The 22,560-nt window shown below is 63.9% G+C and carries 20 protein-coding genes; 11 read left to right on the plus strand and 9 right to left on the minus strand.

Going from position 1 to position 22,560, the window contains the following annotated elements:
• The first annotated feature begins 7 nt into the window (after positions 1-7).
• Both ubiA and IPF49_09635 read left to right on the plus strand, forming a co-directional pair.
• Positions 8-874, plus strand: a complete 867-nt coding sequence (gene ubiA / locus IPF49_09630; protein MBK6287872.1) for a 4-hydroxybenzoate octaprenyltransferase — start codon at positions 8-10, stop codon at positions 872-874.
• Positions 871-2,034, plus strand: coding sequence for an N-acetyltransferase (locus IPF49_09635; GenBank protein MBK6287873.1), 1,164 nt, complete (start codon positions 871-873; stop codon positions 2,032-2,034). Before ubiA ends, IPF49_09635 begins: the two co-directional genes overlap by 4 nt.
• 73 nt (positions 2,035-2,107) lie before the next feature.
• Here the strand turns inward: IPF49_09635 and IPF49_09640 are convergent, their stop codons facing one another.
• Together IPF49_09640 and yaaA are read right to left on the minus strand one after the other, a co-directional pair.
• The gene (locus IPF49_09640) at positions 2,108-2,737 is read right to left on the minus strand and encodes a DUF938 domain-containing protein (GenBank protein ID MBK6287874.1); all 630 of its coding nucleotides are present in this window, start codon (positions 2,735-2,737) and stop codon (positions 2,108-2,110) included.
• On the minus strand, positions 2,734-3,522 hold the full coding sequence (gene yaaA / locus IPF49_09645; protein ID MBK6287875.1) for a peroxide stress protein YaaA: 789 nt from the start codon (positions 3,520-3,522) through the stop codon (positions 2,734-2,736). The genes IPF49_09640 and yaaA overlap by 4 nt, the downstream gene beginning before the upstream one ends.
• Before the next feature lie 97 nt (positions 3,523-3,619).
• Here yaaA and IPF49_09650 point away from each other — a divergent pair, with 97 nt between their 5' ends.
• Genes IPF49_09650 through IPF49_09665 form a run of 4 tightly spaced genes read left to right on the plus strand, consistent with a single transcriptional unit; the run spans position 3,620 to position 7,304 of the window.
• On the plus strand, positions 3,620-4,900 hold the full coding sequence (locus tag IPF49_09650; protein ID MBK6287876.1) for a M48 family metalloprotease: 1,281 nt from the start codon (positions 3,620-3,622) through the stop codon (positions 4,898-4,900).
• 30 nt (positions 4,901-4,930) lie between these two features.
• Complete coding sequence (locus IPF49_09655) at positions 4,931-5,497, plus strand: TRAP transporter small permease subunit (protein ID MBK6287877.1); 567 nt, start codon at positions 4,931-4,933, stop codon at positions 5,495-5,497.
• Positions 5,497-6,864 (plus strand): TRAP transporter large permease subunit, encoded by a 1,368-nt coding sequence (locus IPF49_09660; GenBank protein MBK6287878.1) that lies wholly within the window; start codon positions 5,497-5,499, stop codon positions 6,862-6,864. Before IPF49_09655 ends, IPF49_09660 begins: the two co-directional genes overlap by 1 nt.
• A gap of 26 nt (positions 6,865-6,890) precedes the next feature.
• Complete coding sequence (locus IPF49_09665; protein MBK6287879.1) at positions 6,891-7,304, plus strand: acyl-CoA thioesterase; 414 nt, start codon at positions 6,891-6,893, stop codon at positions 7,302-7,304.
• Between the two features lie 85 nt (positions 7,305-7,389).
• Here IPF49_09665 and IPF49_09670 read toward each other — a convergent pair whose 3' ends face one another.
• The 6 genes from IPF49_09670 to uvrD all read right to left on the minus strand — a co-directional run bounded on the left by IPF49_09670 (position 7,390) and on the right by uvrD (position 17,365).
• Complete coding sequence (locus IPF49_09670; GenBank protein ID MBK6287880.1) at positions 7,390-9,399, minus strand: ABC transporter ATP-binding protein; 2,010 nt, start codon at positions 9,397-9,399, stop codon at positions 7,390-7,392.
• The gene (locus tag IPF49_09675; protein ID MBK6287881.1) at positions 9,396-10,850 is read right to left on the minus strand and encodes an ABC transporter permease; all 1,455 of its coding nucleotides are present in this window, start codon (positions 10,848-10,850) and stop codon (positions 9,396-9,398) included. The genes IPF49_09670 and IPF49_09675 overlap by 4 nt, the downstream gene beginning before the upstream one ends.
• Positions 10,847-11,824, minus strand: coding sequence for an ABC transporter permease (locus IPF49_09680; GenBank protein MBK6287882.1), 978 nt, complete (start codon positions 11,822-11,824; stop codon positions 10,847-10,849). The genes IPF49_09675 and IPF49_09680 overlap by 4 nt, the downstream gene beginning before the upstream one ends.
• The gene (locus IPF49_09685) at positions 11,821-14,013 is read right to left on the minus strand and encodes an ABC transporter substrate-binding protein (protein MBK6287883.1); all 2,193 of its coding nucleotides are present in this window, start codon (positions 14,011-14,013) and stop codon (positions 11,821-11,823) included. Before IPF49_09685 ends, IPF49_09680 begins: the two co-directional genes overlap by 4 nt.
• Positions 14,014-14,023: 10 nt before the next feature.
• The gene (locus IPF49_09690; protein MBK6287884.1) at positions 14,024-15,139 is read right to left on the minus strand and encodes a TRAP transporter substrate-binding protein; all 1,116 of its coding nucleotides are present in this window, start codon (positions 15,137-15,139) and stop codon (positions 14,024-14,026) included.
• A 75-nt stretch (positions 15,140-15,214) separates the two neighbouring features.
• A complete protein-coding gene (gene uvrD / locus IPF49_09695; protein MBK6287885.1) occupies positions 15,215-17,365 on the minus strand; it encodes a DNA helicase II in 2,151 nt (716 codons plus the stop codon).
• A 195-nt stretch (positions 17,366-17,560) separates the two neighbouring features.
• Here uvrD and IPF49_09700 point away from each other — a divergent pair, with 195 nt between their 5' ends.
• Positions 17,561-17,974, plus strand: coding sequence for a DUF4399 domain-containing protein (locus IPF49_09700; protein ID MBK6287886.1), 414 nt, complete (start codon positions 17,561-17,563; stop codon positions 17,972-17,974).
• 35 nt (positions 17,975-18,009) lie between these two features.
• Here IPF49_09700 and IPF49_09705 read toward each other — a convergent pair whose 3' ends face one another.
• A complete protein-coding gene (locus IPF49_09705) occupies positions 18,010-18,363 on the minus strand; it encodes a metalloregulator ArsR/SmtB family transcription factor (GenBank protein ID MBK6287887.1) in 354 nt (117 codons plus the stop codon).
• Between the two features lie 84 nt (positions 18,364-18,447).
• On the opposite strand from IPF49_09705, the gene IPF49_09710 reads away from it, so the two are divergent.
• The 4 genes from IPF49_09710 (at position 18,448) to IPF49_09725 (ending at position 22,559) form a co-directional block, all read left to right on the plus strand.
• Complete coding sequence (locus IPF49_09710; protein MBK6287888.1) at positions 18,448-18,921, plus strand: arsenate reductase ArsC; 474 nt, start codon at positions 18,448-18,450, stop codon at positions 18,919-18,921.
• Complete coding sequence (gene arsB / locus IPF49_09715; GenBank protein ID MBK6287889.1) at positions 18,921-19,955, plus strand: ACR3 family arsenite efflux transporter; 1,035 nt, start codon at positions 18,921-18,923, stop codon at positions 19,953-19,955. Before IPF49_09710 ends, arsB begins: the two co-directional genes overlap by 1 nt.
• A gap of 186 nt (positions 19,956-20,141) precedes the next feature.
• Positions 20,142-20,663, plus strand: a complete 522-nt coding sequence (locus IPF49_09720; protein ID MBK6287890.1) for a hypothetical protein — start codon at positions 20,142-20,144, stop codon at positions 20,661-20,663.
• Positions 20,664-20,771: 108 nt separating this feature from the next.
• Entirely contained in the window at positions 20,772-22,559 is a 1,788-nt protein-coding gene (locus IPF49_09725) for an ATP-binding cassette domain-containing protein (GenBank protein MBK6287891.1), read from the plus strand.
• Position 22,560: the final 1 nt, after the last annotated feature.

Consider the following 22,560-nt stretch of genomic DNA (forward strand, 5'->3'; position numbering starts at 1 on the left):
ATCCCGCATGAGTCGCCTCGCCGAACGCTTTCATCTCTACCTGCGCCTGATTCGTTTCGAGCGCCCGATCGGCACCCTGCTGCTGTTGTGGCCAACCTGGTGGGGGCTGTGGCTCGCCTCCGCGGGGCGTCCATCGATCGCCAACCTGCTGATCTTCAGCGCCGGCGTATTCCTGATGCGCTCGGCCGGTTGCGCGGTGAACGATTATGCCGATCGCCACATCGATGCCCATGTCGAGCGTACGCGCGAGCGCCCGCTGGCCAGCGGCCTGGTCAGCGGGGCCGAAGCGCTGCTGGTCGCCGCGGGGCTGGCGCTTTGCGCGCTGGTGCTGGTGCTTCAGACCAACGAACTGACGGTCTGGCTGTCACTGGCCGGCGTTGCCATTGCCGCCACCTATCCGTTCCTGAAGCGTCACACGCATCTGCCGCAGATCGGGCTGGGCATCGCGTTTTCATGGGGCATCCCGATGGCGTTCGCAGCCGAACAGAATACGGTGCCGCCATCGGCCTGGCTGGTATTCTGCGCGGCGCTGACCTGGAGCGTGGTCTACGACACGTTCTACGCGATGGTGGATCGTGTGGACGACCTGAAGCTCGGCGTGAAATCGACCGCAATCCTGTTTGGCGAGGCAGACCGCTTCATTACCGCCGCGCTGCAGGTGCTGGTACTGGTGTTGCTGGCACTGGTCGGGCGCGAGTTCGCGCTGGGGCCCGTGTATTTTGCAAGCCTGTTCGCGGGCGGACTGCTGTGCGTATACCAGCAGTGGTTGATCAGCGAGCGCAAGCGCGCAGGCTGTTTCGCGGCATTCCTCAACAACAACTTGTTTGGTTTTGCGATCTTTGCGGGCATCGCCGGCGACCTGCTGCTGCGATGAGCCAGGCGAGCTTCGTTTCCTCCGTCCATGCGCTTGCGCGCGAAGAATGGAATGCGCTGACCGGGGCCGACTTTCCGTTTCTGCGGCATGAATTCCTCGCCGCGCTGGAAGACAGCGCCAGCGTGGGCGGAGCCAGCGGCTGGGCGGCGCATCACCTGGTGCTGCACGCCGGGGCGCGGCTGCTGGCGGTGATGCCCTGCTACCTCAAAACACACTCCTACGGCGAATATGTCTTCGACTGGGGCTGGGCCGAAGCCTACCAGCGCAACGGTCTCGACTATTACCCGAAGCTGCTGAGCGCGGTACCCTTCACGCCAACCACCGGGCCGAGGCTGCTGGTCGCGTCGGGTGTCCAGCCGCAAAGCCTGATTCCCGCAATCGTCGACAGCCTGCGCGCGGAACTGGGTCGGCTGCGCGCCTCGTCCTGGCACCTGCTGTTCCCCGAGCCAGCGCTCGCCGACGCCTTCGTGGCACGGGGGCTGGAGCTGCGCAGCGGCGTGCAATTCCACTGGATCAATCACGGCTACCGCGATTTCGAGGATTTTCTCGCACGGCTGGTGTCACGCAAACGCAAGAGCCTGCGCCGTGAACGCCGCCAGGTCGCAGAGCAGGGCCTCACCATCGAGGCGCTGCGCGGTGGCGAAGTCGATGCCGCGTTGTGGGACCGCTTCTACCTCTTCTACCAGATGACCTACGCGCGACGCAGCGGTCATGGCGGCTATCTCAGCCGCGAATTCTTTCATCGTCTCGGCGCCGCGATGCCCGACAGGCTGTTGCTCGTCATTGCCCGCCACGGTGGCGAACCGGTAGCCGGGGCGCTCAACATCATCGGTCACGACACCTTGTACGGTCGCTACTGGGGTTGCACCGAGGAATTCGCCCACCTGCATTTCGAGACCTGTTATTACCAGGGCATCGATTTCTGCATCCGCGAGGGATTGCAGCGATTCGATGCCGGCGCCCAGGGCGAGCACAAGCTCGCCCGCGGCTTCATACCGGTGCTGACCCGATCCTGCCACCTGATCGAACATCCGGGGTTCCGCGCCGCGATCCATGATTTCCTGGAGCGTGAGCGCGCAGCAACCGACGCCTATCTGCTCGAGGCGCAGCTCGCGCTTCCCTATCGGAAGCAGGAAAACAGCTTGCCGAGCGTTGGATAACCGGATCCGGCGAGCGCAGTTGCTGCCGCCTTGGGTCGAGCCACTTTCAGCGGCATCTGCGCAGCGGCGTGCTTCAGCCCGGCAGTGGAGACGCGGGCAAACCGTCGCGCGCATCGCGCCGCCACACCAGCAAACGATTATTGGCCGGCAAGGCATGATCGGCCAGGGGCACGAGCCCGGCCGTCGCGGCCAGCCCGTGCACGGCCTCGACGTCACGGATAGCGCTCCGCGGGTCGCGGGCGCGCAGCCAGCCATCGAAAGCGGCGTTGCTCTCGCTGGTGAATTTCCCGGCGTAATTGAACGGGCCGTAGATGGCCAGCACGCCCCCGGGCAGCAGGGCGCGGCGCAAGCCCTCGAACAGGCCACGCACGCTTTCCCAGCTCATGATGTGCAGCGTGTTGGCCGTGAACACTGCGTCCCACTCGCCAGCTGGCCAGGGGCTGCTGGCATTCAGCTCGAGCGGCGCCCGCACATTCCCCAACGGGTACCTGGCAAGCCAGGCACACACATCGTCAAGGTGTCCCGGCACCTCGCTGGTCTGCCACACCAGATGCGGCAGCGCCGCGGCAAAATGCAGCGCATGCTGGCCCGTGCCACTGCCGATCTCGAGCACCCGCGTGCAATCGGCAAAATGCAGCACGAGACGATCCAGGATCGGCTGCTTGTTGCGCTCGCAGGCTGCGGAGCAAGGCAAGCCTGTCATGGCGGCGTCACGGCAGGTGCTGCGCGCGCGAACAGCCATTCCGACGCGCTCGACAGTGCCGGCTGGAAGCGGTAACCGTCGGCGGTGAATTTCTTCAGCTTTTCGGGGTCGGTGATGCGGTTGCGGATCGCGAATCCGGCCATCAGCCCGCGCGCGCGTTTGGCGCTGAAACTCACGATCTTCAAACCACTCGCGCGCTGCTCCTTGAATACCGGCGTGATCACCGGCAGCTCGAGCCGGGCGCAGTCGACAGCGCGGAAATACTCCCGGGATGCCAGGTTAACCAGCGCGGTGGCGCCGCTCTTCACGGCCTGGCGCCGCAACGCCAGGGCGATGCGCGAACCCCAGAACTCATAGAGATTGCGGCCAGCCGATGTCGTCAGCGGCGTCCCCATCTCGAGTCGATGGGCCTGTATCGAATCGAGCGGGCGCAGCACGCCGTAGAGCCCGCTGAGGATGCGCAGATGTTGCTGGGCGAACGCCATGTCCGGCGCATCGAAAGTCTCCGCGCGCAGACCCAGATACACATCCCCGCGAAACGCGAATACGGCAGGCCGTGTGTTGCGCGCCGCCGGGCGGGTGCTCCAGCTCCGGTACCGCGCGACGTTCAGCGATGCGAGATCCGGGCTGATGCCCATCAGTTCGCCCAGTGCCCCGGTCGAAAACCCGCGCAGGCTGGCGACCAGTTGTTGCGCCTCGCGCGCAAACTCCGCCCTGTCTGGCGCAAATGTCGCGGCTGGCGTAACGAAGTCGAGCGTCTTGGCCGGTGAGACGATCAGCAGCATGGTCGGGGTGTGCCTCGGTATTTTCACGGGTGGTAGGACGGGCGCATCTGCCGATAGAATCGGCGCTTTGATCAACCTGATTTGCGATTCTAACTCAATGAAGCACTCCGTCTTCCTGTTGCGATACCTGCTCGTCATCGTCGGCAGTGGCCTGTTGCTCGGGGGCTGCGGCGTCAACCCGGTCACGGGATCCTCCGAGATGAGCTTCATGTCGGAGGCGGAGGAAATCCGTACCGGCGAACAGCAGTACGGGCCGAGCCAGCAGAGCGAGGGCGGGCAGTACGTGCTCGATCCCGAATTGACCCGCTACGTGCAGCGCGTGGGCATGCGCCTCGCGCGGGTCAGCGATCGCCCGGAACTGCCTTACGAGTTCGTGGTGCTCAACAACTCGGAACCCAATGCCTGGGCGCTGCCGGGCGGCAAGATTGCGCTGAACCGCGGACTCCTGGTGCTGCTGGAAAGCGAAGCGCAGCTTGCCGCGGTGCTGGGGCACGAAATCGTGCATGCCGCGGCGGGTCACGGCGCACAGCAGCAGGCGAAGGACACGTTGCTCGGTGTAGGGCTCGCGGTGCTCGGCGTCGCCACCTCCAGCAGCGGTTACCAGGACCTGGTCATGCAGGGCGCGCAGGTCGGCGGCGCGCTGGTCCAGACCCGTTATAGCCGCGAGGCCGAGCTCGAAGCCGACCATTACGGCATGAACTACATGGCGCGCGCCGGTTACGATCCGCAGGGCGCGGTGCAGGTGCAGGAGCTTTTGTTGCGGCTGTCCGCCGGCAAGCCGCAGGGCGGGCTGTTTGCCAGTCATCCACCCTCTCAGGAGCGCGTCGATGCCAACCGGCGCACCGCCAGGAAACTGGGTCCGGGTGATGACGGGCGCGAGGAATTCCAGCGCGAGACGGCACCACTGCGCCGTGACCAGCCGGCGTATGCAGCCTATGACAAGGGCCTCGCCGCGATGAACGCCAAGCGTTACGAGGAGGCATTGAAATTCAGCAACACCGCGCTGAAGCTGCAGGATCGCGAAGCGCTGTTCCATGAATTGCGCGGCGTCGCAAGTGCCCAGCTGAACCGCCCGGTCGATGCGATCAAGAGTTACAACCAGGCCATCGCACGCAACCAGGGATTCTTTCGTCCCTATCTGTTGCGCGGCATGCTGCACCTGAAACGCGGCAATCTCGATGTGGCGCGCGAGGACCTCACGGTTGCCAACCGGCTGTTCCCCACCGCCGATGCGACCCTCGGCCTCGGCGATATCGCCGCGCGCCAGGGCGATACGCAGACCGCGATCCGTTATTACGAGCCGGTGGCAAAAAGCAACTCGTCGCTGGCGCCGGCAGCGCGCGAACGGATCGCAAAGCTGCGTGGATACAGTCGCTGAGTCTGCACCGGCCCAGGGGACGCCGCATACATGGATAAACGCCGGGCGCGCCGCCTGCATGCGGTGTATGAACTGATTGGCCGCCTCAACGGCTGGATCGGGCGCGGTGTCGCCTGGTTGACCCTGCTGATGGTGGGGCTGACCGCGCTGGTGGTCGGCCTGCGCTATGGCCTCGGCCAGGGATCGGTGGCGCTGCAGGAATCGGTGACCTACCTGCACTGCATGGTGTTCATGCTCGGCGCGGCGATGACCCTCGAGCGCGGCGGTCATGTGCGGGTAGATATCTTTTATCGCGACTGGTCGGTGCCGCGACGCGCGCTGGTTGATCTGCTCGGTTCCCTGCTGCTGCTGATACCACTGATGATTTTCACTCTCTACAGCTGCTGGGGCTATGTGGCCGATGCCTGGGCGGTGCGGGAATCGTCGATCGAGCCAGGCGGTTTGCACGGCATATACCTGCTGAAGACCCTGATTCCGGTGATGGCGGTGATGCTGTTGCTGCAGGGCGTGGCCGATGCGTTGCGCAATGCCCTGGTGCTGGCCGGCCTCGAGCACGGCGAGGCGCGCCCGTCGCTGGCACCCGAGGAGCGCATCTGATGGCGCTGTTGCTGTTTCTCGCGGTCTGCCTGGTGTTGCTGGCCGGTTATCCGGTGGCGTTTTCGCTCGCCGGCACCGCGCTGGCCTTTGCCGGCATCGGCATGCTGACCGGCACTTTCGACCCGGCATTCCTTGCTGCCTATCCGAACCGCCTGTTCGGCAACATGAGCAATACGACGCTGATCGCGGTACCGCTGTTCGTGCTGATGGGCGTGATGCTCGAGAAATCACGGATCGCGGAAGAACTGCTCGATACCATGGGTGCGGCGTTCGGCCGCGTGCGCGGCGGTCTCGGGATCTCGGTGGTGCTGGTGGGCATGCTGCTGGCGGCCAGCACCGGCATTGTCGGTGCAACCGTGATCACCATGGGCCTGATGTCGTTGCCGAGCATGCTGCGCCGCGGCTATTCACCGGCCCTGGCAAGCGGCACGATCTGCGCCACCGGCACGCTCGGGCAGATCATCCCGCCTTCGATCGTGCTGGTGCTGCTCGGCGACATCCTCTCCAACGCCTATCAGCAGGCCCAACTCGCGGCCGGAAGTTTTGCCCCCAAGACGGTATCGGTCGGCGATCTGTTCCTGGCCGCAATCCTGCCCGGCCTCGCGCTGGTCACGCTCTATATGGCATTCATTGCCGGGTACGCGCTGCTGATGCCCGACAAGGCACCGGCAATACCGCGCGAGGAACGTGCCCAGTCACTGTCGCTCGCGGCGTTGCTCGGCGGTCTGCTGCCGCCGCTGCTGTTGATGGGCGCCGTGCTCGGCTCGATCCTCTCCGGCGCCGCCACGCCCACCGAGGCCGCCGGAGTGGGCGCCCTGTCTGCCAGCCTGCTCGCGCTGGTCAAGGGACAGCTCGGCATCGCGCGGCTGCGCGAAGTGGGGCTCGCGACGCTGGAAGTGAGCTCCATGGTTTTCATGATCCTGTTCGGCGCGGCGCTGTTCTCGCTGGTGTTTCGCGGTTTCGGCGGTGACGAACAGGTGGCGCATTTGTTTGACCGCATGCCTGGCGGCACCGTGGGCGCGATGTGCATCGTCATGCTGGTGATATTCCTGCTTGGCTTCATCCTCGACTTCATCGAGATCATTTTCGTGGTCGTGCCGATCGTGGCTCCGATCCTGCTCGGCATGGGCGTCGATCCGATCTGGTTCGGCATCATGATCGCGATCAACCTGCAGACCTCGTTTTTGACCCCGCCATTCGGTTTCGCGCTGTTTTATCTGCGCGGCGTCGCACCGCCTGAAATAGCGACCGCCCATATCTATCGCGGCGTGATACCGTTCATCGTCATTCAACTGCTGCTGCTGGTGGTGCTTTCGGTATGGCCGGAGATCATCAGCTGGCTGCCTGCACAATTTGCCGACCACTGAGTACCACCATGAAGAACAAGAACACCATGACATCACTCGACGACACCCCCGGCCCCAGCGGCGAGCTGGCGCTGCAGACCATTGCGATGCCCAAGGACACCAACGCCAACGGCGACATCTTCGGCGGCTGGCTGCTGTCGCAGATGGATCTCGCGGGCGGCATCGCCGCCGCAAAAGTGGCGCGCGGTCGCGTCGCGACCGTGGCGATAGACCGGATGAGCTTCATGATCCCGGTTAAGGTGGGCTCGGTAGTCAGCTGTCACACCGAAGTCATCGCGATCGGCCGCAGTTCCATCCAGGTGCAGGTCGAGGTCTGGTCCACCGTGGCCAATGCCGCACCCGGGCCGGTCACTCTTCAGAGCAAGGTCACCGAGGGCACTTTCGTGTTCGTCGCGATCGATGAAAACCGGCGCACGCGCCCGGTGCCCAAACCCGGCTGAAGATCAGCGAACCCTGCCCGAGCGGATGACTCTCTTCGATCGGGCAGCAGCTGTATTGCGTCGCCGGGTTGGCTGATGCCCGATATCACGCGTTGTGACAGCGCACGGTGTGCCCGCCAGAGAGGCTGCGCACCGCGGGATACTCGCGCGTACAGAGTTCCGTCGCCAGCGGGCAGCGCGGATGAAAATGGCAACCCGGCGGCGGACTGGCGGGCGAGGGCAGATCACCCGCGACGGGGGCTTCGGCAATGTGCTCCGCTTCCGCCAACGATGCGCGTGGAACCGCCGCAAGCAATGCGCGCGTGTAGGGATGACGCGGTTCGCGCAATACTTCCTCGACGCTGCCGCGCTCGACGATCCGCCCCAGGTACATCACCGCCACCTCGTGCGCCAGATACTCCACCACCGCGATATTGTGGGTGATGAACAGGTAGGCGATGCCCAGTTGCGCCTGCAACTCCTGCAACAGGTTGAGAATCTGCGCCTGTACCGATACATCGAGCGCCGATGTCGGCTCGTCGCAGACGATCAGGCGTGGTGCGACCGCCAATGCCCGCGCTATCGCGATGCGCTGGCGCTGACCGCCGGAAAATTCGTGCGGATAGCGGTCCACCAGTTCCGTGCGCAACCCGACCTGCTCCATGATCTTGCAGACCCGGCGGCGTTGCTCGATCGCGTTGCCGCCGCTGCCAAGCGCCTGCAATCCTTCGGCGATGATCTCGAGCACCCGCAATCGCGGGTTCAGCGAACCGAAGGGATCCTGGAAAACCATCTGCATGCTGGCACGCATGGCGCGCAGCCTGGCGCCGGCGAAGCTCGCGACATCTTCACCGTCGAGGCGAGTCACGCCGCCGCTCGGCTCTATCAGCCGCAGGATCGCCTTGCCCACCGTGGTCTTGCCGCAACCCGATTCTCCGACCAGCGCCAGGGTGCGCCCCGCGGCAATCTCCAGGTCGAGCCCATCGACTGCGCGCACCTGCCCGACCACGCGCCGGAACACCCCGCTGGTAATCGGAAAATGCACCTTCAGATCGCGCACCTCGAGCAGATTTCCACTGCTCCCGACCGACGTGTCGCGCGCAGCGTGGACCGCGAGCTCGCTGTCGGAAGCCGCCTGCATGGTCTCATCGGGATCGAACAGGTGGCAGCGCACGCGCTGTTGCGGCCCTGCATCGTGCCAGGCGGGCGGTTCGCCATGGCAGCGTTGCCAGGCGCTGTCGCAGCGTTCGGCAAACCGGCAGCCGGTGAAAACCGTGGTCAACGGAGGCACGCTGCCCGGGATCGTTGCCAGCATGCCGCGTTCGCGGTGCCCCTCCGGCAGCGCGGCAAACAGCTTGCGCGAGTAAGGGTGCGCAGGATGTGCGAAAAACCGCTCGCGCGGCGCTTCCTCTATCAAATGCCCGGCGTACATCACGCCGATGCGTTGCGCCACCCGAGCCACCACGCCGAGGTCATGGGTGATCAGGATCATTGCCATGCCGCGCTCGCGCTGCAGTTTGCTCATTACCTCGAGCACCTGCGCCTGGATGGTCACATCGAGCGCGGTGGTCGGTTCATCGGCGATCAGCAACCGCGGCTCGCCGGCCAGCGCCATGGCGATCATCACCCGCTGCTTCATGCCACCGGAGAACTGGAACGGGTATTCTCCGAGACGGCGTTGCGGATCGGGAATTCCGACCTGGCGCAACAGCGAGATCGCCTCCTGCGCCGCGGCCTTGCCGCGCAGCCCGCGATGGATCGCAAGCACCTCGCCGATTTGCTGACCCACCGTCAGCACCGCATTGAGACTGGTGCCCGGTTCCTGGAAGATCATCGCCATGCCGGCGCCGCGCACGCGGCGCATGTCGGCCTCGCTGATCCGGCACAGATCGCGTCCATCCAGGATCACATTGCCGCGGGTGATTGCCCCGCCCGGCGGCAGCAGGCGCATCAGCGACAGCGCGGTCATCGATTTGCCACAGCCCGATTCGCCGACCAGCGCATAGGTTTCGCCCTCGGCGACACTGAACGAGACCTGGTCCAGCGCGCGCACGATACCGTTCTCGCTGTCGATCTGCAGCGACAACCCCTCGACCGCCAGCAACGGCGCGCTCATGTTGCCTCCGGTGGCAGTGCACGGCGCCGCTTCGGTACCACTGCGCGCGGATCGAAGGCCTCACGCACCGCTTCGGCAAAGAGATTTGCCGCCAATACCAAGGTGACCATGAACACGAAGGCCGCGGTGATCGACCACCAGATCAGCGGATCGCGGGCCAGTTCACCACGAGCCTTGTTGATCATCGTGCCGAAACTGATCGTGGTCGGGTCGACACCGACGCCGACATACGACAACACCGCCTCCGCCAGTACCAGGCCGGAGAATTCCAGCACCATCATGATCAGCACGATATGAAACGCGTTCGGCAGGATATGACGCAGCATGATGCGCACACTCGAGACCCCGAAGCAGCGCGCGGCCTGCACATAATCCGTTTCGCGCAGTTTCAGTGTTTCGGCACGCAGCAGCCGGCACAGCGTGGTCCAGGAGATCGCGCCGATGATCACGCACAGCGCCACCAGCCTTGCATCGGCGCGTGCTGCCGCGGTATCGAACATGACGCTGTTCTGCTCGATCACGAGTTGCATCATCAGCGCTGCGGCGGCAATCAGAAGCACATAGGGGATCGAGCTGATCACCGTGTACACGTACTGGATCAGATCATCGATCCAGCCGCCGAAATAACCGGCGATGAGCCCGAGCCCGATACCGAGCGGCAACACCACGAAGCTCGCCAGGGTGCCGATCAGGAGCGCGATGCGCATCGCCTTCAGACTCTGGTAAAGCACATCGTTGCCGGTGGCATCGGTGCCGAATACGTGCCAGCCAGCCGCAACAGCATACAGGGCACCGCTCACCGTCAACACGCCCAGCAGGCTCCATGCAAGGGCGTCCCAGGCAACCGCGGTGCGCCCGCGCAGCATCGCCTTCAGCGTGGCAAGAGTTCCTTCCCCGGCTGGTCTCGCGGCCAGCCACGCAATCAACAACACCAACACCGTCCACGCCAGCACGCCGCCGAACACACCACCCAGCACACGGAATGCAATATCGGTGGCGCGCCCCTGCGCGGGGTCGGCAAGGTGCGCGCCGCCGAACAGGAGTCGTGGCTGCACCCTTTCGCGCCTGCCATCGGCCAGCACCTGCATGCGCTTCTCGAAGCCGTGGGTGGCCAGCGGTGCCGAGTAACTCTGTTCGCGTCCGGCGCGCAGGGTGCCGAGCGCCACATCGAGCAGCGACAGCACCTCGACCGAATAGCGCGTTGCACCGGGCGTTGGCGCGTCGGCGGTTTCCAGCGCCGGGCGGAAATGGAACGAATCGAGCACCGCGACCAGCACATAGGCCGTCAGCACCACCAGCGAGGCCATCGCGACGCGGCTCGCGAACACGGCACTCCAGGCACGGCGCAGATGTTCGCGACGGGTGGCGGCGACGATGCCCGCGCCGAGCGCAAGCAGCAGCACGCCGAGCAGCGCATCGGACCACAACACCACGATCTGGAAGCCGTTCATTGCAGGCGCACCCGGGGATCGACCAGGGTGTAGGAGAGGTCGGTAAGGATCAGTCCGAGGATGTAAAGAATCGAGCCGATGAACACCATCGAGCGCACGATCGCGAAATCCTGCATCAGGATCGCGTCGATGGTGAAGGTACCGAGTCCCGGGATGCCGAAAAACGATTCGGTGATCAGGCTGCCGAGAAACAGGGAGGGGATCACCACCACGGTGCCGGTAAGGATGGGGATCATGGCGTTTTTCAGCACGTGGCGGAACAGCACCGCGAGTTCCGACACGCCCTTGGCACGCGCGGTGCGCACATAATCCTTGCCGATCTCCTCGAGAAATATGGCGCGGTACCAGCGCACATTGCCGCCGAGTCCGGCGATCACGCCCACCGCCACCGGCAGCACGAGAAAGCGGGCCGCATCGATGCCGTCACCAAAACCCGAGATCGGCACCATGTTCCACACCCGCGCCACGACGTATTGCCCGGCGATGATGTAGAACAGGCTGGAAATCGACATCAGCATCACGCAGATCACCACGCCGCTCATATCGATCCAGGTGGCGCGGAAGAAGGCCAGCATCAGGGCCAGCGACACCGCCAGAAACAGGCCGATCAGGAACACCGGCAACGCGATCGCGAGCGATGGCCACATGCGCGTGCGCAACTCGTGGTTGATATCGCGGCCGACGTCGGACTTGCCGAAATCGAGCAGGAACATGCGCGCCGATTTCTGCACGAAAATGGTGTCGGTGAGACGCATCGTGCCGCTCGCAGCGCCATTCCAGAACAGGGGCTTGTCATAGCCTCGATCGGCCTTCCAGCGCTCGATCGCCTCGGTCGTGACGCGCTTGGCCCCGAGTTGCGCCCGCGCCATGTCATCCGGGCTGCTGATCACGAAGAACAGCGTGAACAGCAGCAGGTTGACGCCGATCAGGGTGGGGATCGCAAACAGCAGGCGGCGCAGCAGATAGGCGATCATGCGACCGTCTCCTCGCGCGCGGTGCGCGATTCATGATGCCGGTAATGACGCAGCGCCAGCACAACCAGCATCACCATCAGCAGCGCCGTCAGCCCCAGCGGCCACAAGACCGGGCGATTCCACTGCGCGCGCAGGGCTGCGCGGCGCGCAACGTCGATGCTGTAGTACTGGCGGTTGCTGTGGATGATCTTGCCGGGCTTGGCGTTGGCAAACCAGGCATGCGAGAGCAGAAAGGCCTCGTTGTGCCATCCCGCCAACACCGGCGCGTCGTGCCGCAGCAGCGCCACCATGGCATCGATCCGCTGCTGGCGGTCCGCGTCGAGATCCATGCCGCGGAACTCCTCGAACAGGCGGTCGAACTCGGGGCGGTCATAGTTCGTCACGTTCTCGCCCTGGTACTTCACCTTGCCGTTCTTGCTGTAGTACTGGAACAGGAAGGTTTCCGGGTCCGGATAGTCGGCATTCCAGCCCCAGAACGAGAGCTGGGCATTGCCCTTGCGGTGTTTCTCCTGGAAACGGTTCCACTCCGACAGGCGCGGCACGAGCTGTATGTCGATGCGCTTGAGCTGCTTGACCAGCAACTCGAGCCGGGTGCGATCGAAGCTGTCATAGCCATCAAAATAGATCAGCAGCGGTTCGCCGGTTTTGGCATCGCGTCCATTCGGGTAACCCGCTTCGGCAAGCAGCGCGCGCGCCGCGTCGATACCGCGGCGCGCGGCTTGCCCCTTTTCCCAGGTGTAGCTGTACGGGTTGATGCCGGCCTCGCCTTCCCGATACCCGGCAATCCCCGGCGGCAACGGCCCCTGCATCGCCATTCCAAGCCCGTTCTTGATGATTGCCAGGTACTCCTCGATATTGATCGCGATCGCGATCGCATGACGCAGTTTGCGTGCGCGCTCACGCTTTTCGGGCGTATCCGCACCGTTGCCGAGCACCGGGTCCAGCATGTTCACAAAAAAATATTCCACGCTGGGTTCGATTTCGGTACGCAGCGTAATGCCCTGTTCGAGCATCTGCCTTGACAGCGACAGACCATCGCCCTGTACCTGCAATGCGGTATCGAAGCTGGCAAAGCCGGCAAAGCGGGCCGAGGAATAGAAATCGTAGTAGCCCTGGAGGAATTTGTTCCAGAACGGTGGCGCCTCGCGCTCGTAGGAAAAGCGGAAGCCGTCCGCCAGCGGCAGCGGCTTGCCGCAATCATCGAGCAGGCCGCTCTCGGCGTCACCCGCTTCGCCCTCGCAGGGATAGGTTTCGAGTCGGAAGTTCGGATTGCGCTCCAGGCGCAGTTCGCGCAGCGGAAGGTTGCGCGTCAGCATGAACGGACCGGTGCCAACCGGCCACATATCGAGCGTGAACTCGCGTTTTGCCATGCCCGGCTGGGCATAGAAACGCTCCACCTCCCACGGCACCGGCACCACGAACGAGGTCGCCAGCCAGTACACGAATTGCGGGTACTTGCCGCGAATGTGGATACGCAGGGTGTGGGCATCCGGCGTTTCCACTCCCTCGAGGGCGAAGTCGCGCATATCTATCCAGCCATTCACATCGATCCGCCCGGCCTGCAGCGCTGCCTCCAGCCGCTGCGAAAGATCCTTGAGCCCGACGATCTGCTCGAATATCGCAATACCCGGCGATTCCAGCCCCGGGCGCACCAGGCGCTTGATCTGGTAGGCGTAATCGGCCGCGACCAGCTCGCGGGTGCCGGTGTGCTCGAAATCACTGATCTCGGTACGGGCGCCAATGGCTTCGTCATCGAGGCCGAGATAGAGCGGTCGACCCGCGGCGTCCAGCGCAAACGCGGGATGGGGTTGGTAGAGGATTCCCGGCTTCAGGTGGATCTCGTAGATCGTCTCCGCGATCGAAGCGGGCGCGGCATCCGCCGGCAATTCCCTGCCCGCGGCGTCGCGGTAACTGATGAGTGGCATCGCATCAGCGGTTTTCGGCTGCAGAACGTAGGGGCGCTTGAGATAGTGATAATCATATAACGGTTCATAGGTCGAATAGACGAACCACGCCTCGTCCTCGACGTAGGACTGCACGGGGTCGAGGTGCTTGGGCCGCGAGTTGAAGAATTCGTAGATGATCCCCTGCTGTTTCTCGACATCCGGGTAAGGATCGTTCCACACTTCGCCACAGGCACTCACCAGGCACAGGCACAGGACCAGCACTACCGCATGAGTGATGCGCATTGGCATCTTTTTATTCGCCGGCGGGCTCTTCCACCATCGTGCGGGCATTGAGATAGGCCTGCTCCGAGATGCGGTGATAGGCCATCACGTCATTGCGGAAATTCCAGTAGCTTTCATAGCTGCGCCGGGTGATATCGTCGCTGGCAGCGGTGTCACGCAAAACATCGAGTGTTGCGCGGTACATTGCTCGCAGCACCTCGTCGGGCAGCGCACGCAGCTGCACGCCATGGTTGTTGACCAGATCCTGCAAGGCACGGTTGTTGCGCGCGGTGTACTCGTCGAGCATATCGCCATTGATGGTGCGGGCGGCCGATTCCACGATCGCCTGCAGATCATCGGGCAGACTGTCGAAGGCCTGCTTGTTGATGATGAATTCGAGGTTCGGCCCCGGTTCGTGCCAGCCAGGGTAGTAATAATATTTGGCGACTTCGTGCAGCCCGAGCGCCATATCGTTGTAGGGTCCCACCCACTCGGTGGCATCGATCACGCCGGTCTGCATCGAGGTATAGATCTCGCTCCCGGGCAGGCTGACCGCGGTGGCACCGAGGCGCGTCATCACCTCGCCACCCAGGCCTGGTATGCGCATCTTGAGACCCTTCAGATCATCGGGGGTTTTTATCTCTTTGTTGAACCAGCCCGCCATCTGCACCCCGGTATTGCCCCCGGCAAGCGGCACCAGGTTGAACCGTGCGTACAGCTCACGCCACAATTCCATGCCCCCGCCGTAATGCAGCCAGGCATTGGTTTCCTGTGCGGTCATCCCGAACGGAAGAGTGGAAAAGAAGGTCGTGGCCGGCGATTTGCCCTTCCAGTAATAAGCGCCCCCGTGACCCATTTCGGCCGTGCCCCGCGACACCGCATCGAACACCTCGAAAGGCGGCACCAGTTCGTTGCCACCGTAAACTTTCACCTGCATGCGGCCGTTGCTCATGCGCTCCACCAGTTTGGCGAAGTTTTCCGGCCCGAGACCGAGACCCGGGTAGTTCTTCGGCCAGGTCGTGACCAGCTTCCACTTGAAAACCGTGGCGGGTTCGTTTTGCACGGCGGTGCCGGCGGTCTTGGCCGCATCACCGCAGCCCGTGAGCAGCAAGCCCAGCACGGCAATGAGCATTGCACCGGTCTTCATACGCAGCATCATGGCTTCCCTCGCCCGGAATTCAACATCGGGACACCGGCGCGGCACCGGCATCCCCGTTATTTTTCAGATCGCCTGCAGATTCGCATACGACAGAACCAGCCACTTGGCACCCTCGCGCGCGAAATTGACGTTGATGCGCGCGTGCGAGCCCTGTCCTTCGAAATCGATGATAACGCCCTCACCGAATTTCGGGTGCCCGACCCGCTGGCCAAGACGAAATCCCGAGGGTGACGGTTCACCCATTCGCGGTTTGCCGGCAAGCGTCACCGGTCGCGTGATCATCGCCCGCGGACGCACCTCGCGGATCAGCTGCGCGGGGATCTCGCGCACGAAGCGTGACAGCGTGTTATAGCTCTCCTTGCCGTGCATGCGCCGCGTTTCGGCATAACTCAGATACAGGACCCGCATGGCGCGGGTGATTCCGACGTAGCACAGGCGCCGTTCCTCCTCGAGCCGCCCCGGCTCCTCCAGCGACATCGCGTGCGGAAACAGGTTTTCCTCCATGCCGGCCAGGAACACCAGGGGAAATTCCAGCCCCTTGGCCGAGTGCAGCGTCATCAACTGGACGCAGTCCTCGAATTCCTCGGCCTGTCCGTCACCGGCATCGAGCGACGCGCGGTCAAGAAACTGCTGCAATACCGGCTGTTCGGGATCCTCGGGCACGAACTGGCGACAGGCGCTGATCAGTTCATCAAGGTTTTCGGCGCGGGTTTCACCGCGCTCGCCTTTCTCGTTGCGGTGGAATTCCAGCAAGCCACTCCGGGTGAGCATCTGATCGACCAGGTCGGCGAGTTCCAATGCTTCGCTGTCGCGTTGCAGCTGGTTCAACAGGTCGAAAAACGTGTGCAGGGCGTTGCGGGCCCGCGCGGCAAGCGTATCGGCGAGCTGCTGCGCCGCGGTCCACAACGAGATCGAGTGTGCGCGCGCATGCTCGCGCACCAGTTCGATGGTGGCGGCGCCGATCCCGCGCGGCGGCGTGTTGACGACCCGCTCGAAGGCCGCGTCGTCGTCACGATTGGTGAGCAGGCGCAGGTAGGCGAGGGCATTCTTGATCTCGAGCCGCTCGTAGAACCGTTGCCCGCCGTACACGCGATAGGGCACGTTGGCGCGCAACAGTGATTCCTCCAGCACCCGCGATTGCGCATTGGAGCGGTACAGGATCGCGGCATCGGCCCGCGGGTGCCCGGCGCCGATCCAGCGCTCGACATGGTCCACGATGAAGCGCGCCTCATCTTGTTCGTTGAACGCGGCATAGAGCGTGATCGGTTCACCATCCTCGCCACTGGTCCACAGCTCCTTGCCGAGGCGACCGGCGTTGTTCGCGATCAATGCATTGGCCGCATTCAGGATGGTGGACGTCGAGCGGTAGTTCTGTTCCAGGCGCACTACCCGGGCAGCGCTGAAATCACGCTGGAACTGGTGGATATTCTCGATCTTCGCCCCACGCCAGCCGTAGATGGACTGGTCATCGTCGCCGACCGCGGTCACTCGGGCGCTGTTGCCGGCAAGCACCCTCAGCCAGGCATACTGGATGGTGTTGGTATCCTGGAATTCATCGACCAGCAGATGCTCGAAGCGTTGCTGGTAATGCGCCAGCAACGCGGAGTCCTTCAGCCACAGTTCGTGGGAGCGCAACAGCAGCTCGGCGAAGTCCACCAGCCCGCCGCGCTCGCAGGCCGCTTCGTAGAGCCGGTAGACGCTCAGCATCGTGGTGACGAAGCTGTCGTCGAAGTCCTCGATATGCGCGGCGCGGCGCCCTTCGTCCTTTTGCGAATTGATCCACCACTGCGCCTGTCTTGGCGGCCAGCGGTCCTCGTCGAGGCGCATCTCGCGGTACACGCGCTTGATCACCCGCAGCTGGTCGTCGGAATCGAGGATCTGGAAATTCTGTGGCAGACCCGCACTCTCCCAGTGCGCCTTCAGGAAGCGATGTGCGAGCCCGTGAAAGGTGCCCACCCACATGCCGCGGGTCGACACACCAACCATTTCCTCGATGCGCCCGCGCATTTCGCGCGCCGCCTTGTTGGTGAAGGTGACGGCCATGATGCCGTGCGCGGAAATGCCCTCCTGATAGATCAGCCAGGCGATACGGTGTACCAGCACGCGGGTCTTGCCGCTGCCCGCGCCCGCCAATACCAGCAGGTTGGTGTCGGGTGCGGTCACGGCTTCACGCTGCGCGGGATTCAGGGAGTCGAGAATGTTTTCGGCGTACATCGGGCGGATTCTAGCAACAAACAACCACGGCGGGTTCGCCAAGGACCGTCGGGCGCCGCCCGACGGATTGATCAGCGTATACTTGGTCGCCAGGCGCGGGCGATTCGTCCGCCGCCACACCGGCAACGGGAATTAGCACAAAATCCGGGAGCCCGCCGAGCTACGCCGCCCCCGATTCCGTACCTGGAGAACGTCATGAAGCGCAGAATATTTGGCACCCTGGTCCTGCTGATCGCACTTGGTGCAACTGCCGAGACGCCATCGGCACCGGGTGCCGAGGTTTATTTCATATCCCCGCGCGACGGGGAAACCGTTCACAATCCGGTGACCGTGCGCTTTGGCCTGCGCGGCATGGGCGTCGCTCCGGCGGGGGTAACCCAGGCCAATACCGGGCATCATCATCTGCTGATCGATGTGGCGGAGCTGCCCGCGCCCGGCCAGCCCGTCCCGGCGGACGAGCAGCATCGCCACTTTGGAGGAGGGCAGACCGAAACCACGCTGGAGCTCTCCCCCGGCGTGCATACGCTGCAGCTTCTACTGGCCGACCAGGCGCATGTCCCGCACCAGCCGCCGGTGGTCTCGCAGCGCATCACCATTCAGGTGGATTGAACCAAAGCGGTTGCAAGCTGCTTGTCAAAAGGTGATCAGGGGCAGGCGAGTGCTCGCGGTCTTGCAACCAGACGCTTGAAGCGTTGTTGATCCGCAACACAGGTTGCGCAATTGTTCAACTCGGCCACCGTGGCACGCACGATGGTCCCGATCCAGTCGGGCAGCTCGCTTTCGAGGCGATAGTAGATCCAGTTCGCCTCCCGTCTATCTCGCACCAGTCCCGCGGACTTCAGCCCGGTCAGGGCTTTCGATGCGGCAGGCTGGGTGATACCCAGCGCCTCCACCACCTCGCATACGCAGACCTCTCCATTGCTTGCAAGCAGATACAGGCAACGCAGACGGACGGCATTGCTCAGCGTCGCAAACAATCTTGTCTTTTCTATATGCATTTATTGGCATATACTGCTCATGGAATATATCAGATGTTATCCGAGCCGGAGAAACATGCAAGGAACAAACTCGCGAACGCCCGGATGAAGATCCTGTTCATTTGCACCCATAACGCGTGCCGCAGCATCCTGAGCGAGGCGATCGCCCGTCAGCTCGGTCGTGGTCGCATCCAGGTAGCCAGCGCCGGCAGCAATCCCGCAACCCAGGTCCATCCCCTGACCCTTGCGTATCTGCGCGATCGTGGCTATCGCACCGACGGCCTGCACTGCAAGAGCATCGATGCGCTCGGTTCATTCGGGCCGCAGGCAGTCGTCACGGTCTGCGACCAGGCCGCGCAGGAGCCGTGTCCCGTCTGGCTGGGCACCGCGCTGAAGGTTCACTGGGGCTTGCCCGATCCCTCGCGGCAGGCCGGGTCTGATCAGGACCGGGCGGAATGCTTCGCCAGGGTTATCGCAACCATCGAACAGCGGATTGCACGCTTGCTGGAGCAACCGTTCGAGACCATGGATGCAGAGCAGTTGACCTGTCTGCTCGGTGATGCCGGAGGGCAAGGCTGATGGGAATTTTCGAGCGCTACCTGAGCCTCTGGGTGGGTCTTTGCATCCTGGCGGGCGTGCTGTTCGGCAATCTCCTGCCCGATGCTTTTCAGCAGATTGCCGCGCTGGAATATGCTCACGTCAACCTGGTGGTGGCAGTGCTCATCTGGATCATGATCTACCCGATGATGGTGCAGATCGACTTTTCCGCCCTCAAGAACGTGGGCAAAAAGCCCAGGGGCCTGATGCTTACGCTGGTTGTCAACTGGCTCATCAAGCCGTTCACGATGGCTGCGTTGGGCTGGCTTTTCTTCAAGGTGATCTTTGCCGGCTGGGTCGATCCCCGGTCAGCCAGCGAATATATCGCCGGCATGATCCTGCTCGGTGTCGCCCCGTGCACGGCGATGGTGTTCGTGTGGAGTCAACTGGTGCGCGGCGACCCCAACTACACCCTGGTGCAGGTATCGGTAAACGATATCATCATGATCTTTGCATTCGCACCGATCGCCGCCATGCTGCTTGGCGTGAGCGATATCGCGGTACCTTGGGAAACGCTGCTGCTAGCGGTCGTTTTGTATGTGCTGCTACCTCTGGTGGCGGGAACGATTACCCGTCATCGGCTGGAGGTCGGTGGCGATGAGCAGCGCGTCGAGACGTTCGTCAAGATCCTCAAGCCCTGGTCAGTGATCGGCCTGCTGGCGACCGTGGTACTGCTGTTCGGATTTCAGGCCGGCAAGATCATCGCGCAGCCGCAAACGATCCTGCTCATCGCGATACCGCTGTTGATCCAGACCTACGGGATTTTCATCATCACCTATGGCGCCGCGAAAGTGCTGCGCTTGGCGCACGATATCGCCGGGCCGGCCTGCCTGATCGGGACCTCCAATTTCTTCGAACTGGCGGTAGCCGTTGCGATATCGTTGTTCGGGCTGAATTCGGGCGCCGCACTGGCAACGGTGGTCGGGGTGCTGGTCGAAGTGCCGGTGATGCTGTCGCTGGTCGCGATAGTGAACCGGACCAACCGCTGGTTCGAGCCCGGGAACCGCGCAGCCTGAAGCGCTCCGGCCGCAGCGCACGCTTGCCGCGGTGATCTGCCGTGTGGCACGCCATCACGCCCGCGCCTGATGATATCTGTGGCAAAAGTGTTGACTCCGCACTGCGCCTGTCCGCGACGGTGTATGCTCGCGTTTCACGCGGCTGCTGCGCGCCCGGACACCCCCCTGAACATGAGGAACAGCGTCATGCGTTATCAGACATTGATCGGTACCTGCTCCCTGATCGCCACCCTGGGCGGCGCCCTTGCGCATGCCGAGACGGTGATCCCCAACAAGGGGCAAAGCCCGGAACAGATCCAGATCGACGTGACGCAGTGCCAGGCAGAGGCAAAGACCACGTATGACCAGGCGCTGGCGGCCACTCCTGCTGCGCCGACGACCAGCACTGCGCCCTCCGGTGGCCGTGCGCGTGGCGCTGCCGCAGGTGCGGCTGCCGGAGCGGCAGCGGCCCAGGTGCGCGGGAATCGCTACGAAAACTACGACAAGATCGATAGCGATGTGCAGCAGGAGTACCGTCAGAACCAGGCCAAGGACGCGGCGGTTGCGGGTGCCGTGGTCGGTGGTGCCAAGCAGCGCCAGTCGCGGCGTCAGCAGCAACAGACCCAGGAGCAGCAGACCCAGCAGCAATCGAGCGCCTCTGCCGATTCCGCTTCGCAGCAGGCCTACTCGTCGTGCATGGGCGCACGCGGCTATTCGCTCGCTCCCTGAGCTGCCGCGCTCCGCTGGCGCGATCGACGGCGCGGCGTTGCGCATTGGACCATGAACACCCCGTACGGGCCGGCACATCCAGCGGCCCTTCAGCCAGATTGAGTTTCCGTGAGCACATTACTTTCCCTCGACAACGCGGAACTCGCCTACGGCCTGCACCCGCTGCTCGATCGCGCCAGTCTCACCGTGACACGTGGCGAGCGTATCGGTCTGATCGGGCGCAACGGCACCGGCAAATCCTCGCTGCTGCGTATCATCGCGGGGCTCGCAAAGCTCGACGACGGGGCATTGCGCTGCATGGATGGAGTACGCGTGGTGCTGGTCGAGCAGGAGCCCGAGCTGCCCGTGGCCGCAACCCTGCGCCAGAGCCTGGTGCTACGCGGGCGCTTCGATGATATCCATGACGACAAGGAACGCTGGCGCCTCGAGGCACGGCTCAGCGAATACGCGCATCGCTTCGATGTGAACGAGGACGCCAACCCCGCGCGGGCCTCGGGCGGCGAGCGCAAGCGCGCCGCACTGGCGCTGGCGCTCGCCCAGGAACCCGATCTGCTGCTGCTCGACGAGCCCACCAACCACCTCGATATCGCCGGCATCTCGCTGCTCGAGGATTTGCTCGGCCGGGTATCGGCCGCGATCGTGATCACCCACGACCGCGCCTTCCTGGACCGGTTTGCGACCCGCATCGTCGAGCTCGATCGCGGCTGGCTGCGCTCCTACCCGGGGAATTTCTCCGCCTACCAGACACGCAAGGCCGAGCAACTGGCCTCGGAAGCGGTGGCGGCACGCAAATTCGACAAGTTCTGGGCCGAGGAGGAGGTTTGGATTCGTCAGGGCATCAAGGCCCGGCGTACCCGCGATGAAGGGCGGGTACGCCGTCTCGAGCGCCTGCGTGCCGAGCGCGCCGAACGCCGCGAGAGGCTTGGCAACGTGCGCCTGCAGGTCGACAGCGGCGCCCGCAGCGGCAAGCTGGTTGCGGAACTGGAACACGTCAGCATGGGTTTCGGCGGGCGCACCCTGGTCAAGGATCTCTCGCTGACCATCCTGCGCGGCGATCGCCTCGGGCTGATCGGCCCCAACGGTGCCGGCAAGAGCACCCTGATCCGGCTGCTGCTGGGGCAACTCGAACCTGATGCCGGCACGGTCAGGCTCGGCACCAAACTCGATGTCGCCTACTTCGACCAGATGCGTGAGCAGCTCGACCCGAGCAAGACGCTGGCCGAAACCATCAGCCCCGGTTCGGACTGGATCGAGATCGGTACCGAGCGCAAGCACATCATCAGTTACCTGGCCGACTTCCTGTTTCCGCCGCAACGCGCCGGTACACCAGTCGGGAGTCTGTCGGGAGGCGAGCGCAACCGCCTGCTGCTGGCGCGCCTGTTTGCGCGCCCGGCCAACCTGCTGGTGCTCGACGAACCGACCAACGACCTCGATATCGAGTCGCTGGAACTGCTCGAGGACACCCTGCAAGGCTACGCCGGCACGCTATTGCTGGTCAGCCACGACCGGGTGTTTCTCGACAATGTCGTGACCCAGACCCTGGTCGCGGAGGCTGAGGGCCATTGGCAGGAATATGCCGGCGGCTACAGCGACTGGCTGCTGCAGCGCCCACCAGCGGCTGTCGCCGCCAGCGCAGTCCAGCCGGTGGAACCGGCAGCAGCACGCGAGCGCAAAACACAGAAAAAGCTCGGCTTCAAGGAACAACGCGAACTCGATGCGCTTCCCGCAACGATTCACGCACTGGAACAGGAGCAACAGCAATTGCTTTCCGGGATGCAAGGCGCCACGGTCGAGCAACTGCAGAGCGCATCGCTGCGCGCCGCGGGGATCACCGCCCTGCTGGAGGCCGCATTCGAGCGCTGGAGCGAACTGGAGGAGCGCGCCGGCGGGGGTTGAC

This window comes from Gammaproteobacteria bacterium (genome assembly GCA_016705365.1).
Lineage (GTDB): Bacteria > Pseudomonadota > Gammaproteobacteria > Pseudomonadales > UBA5518 > UBA5518.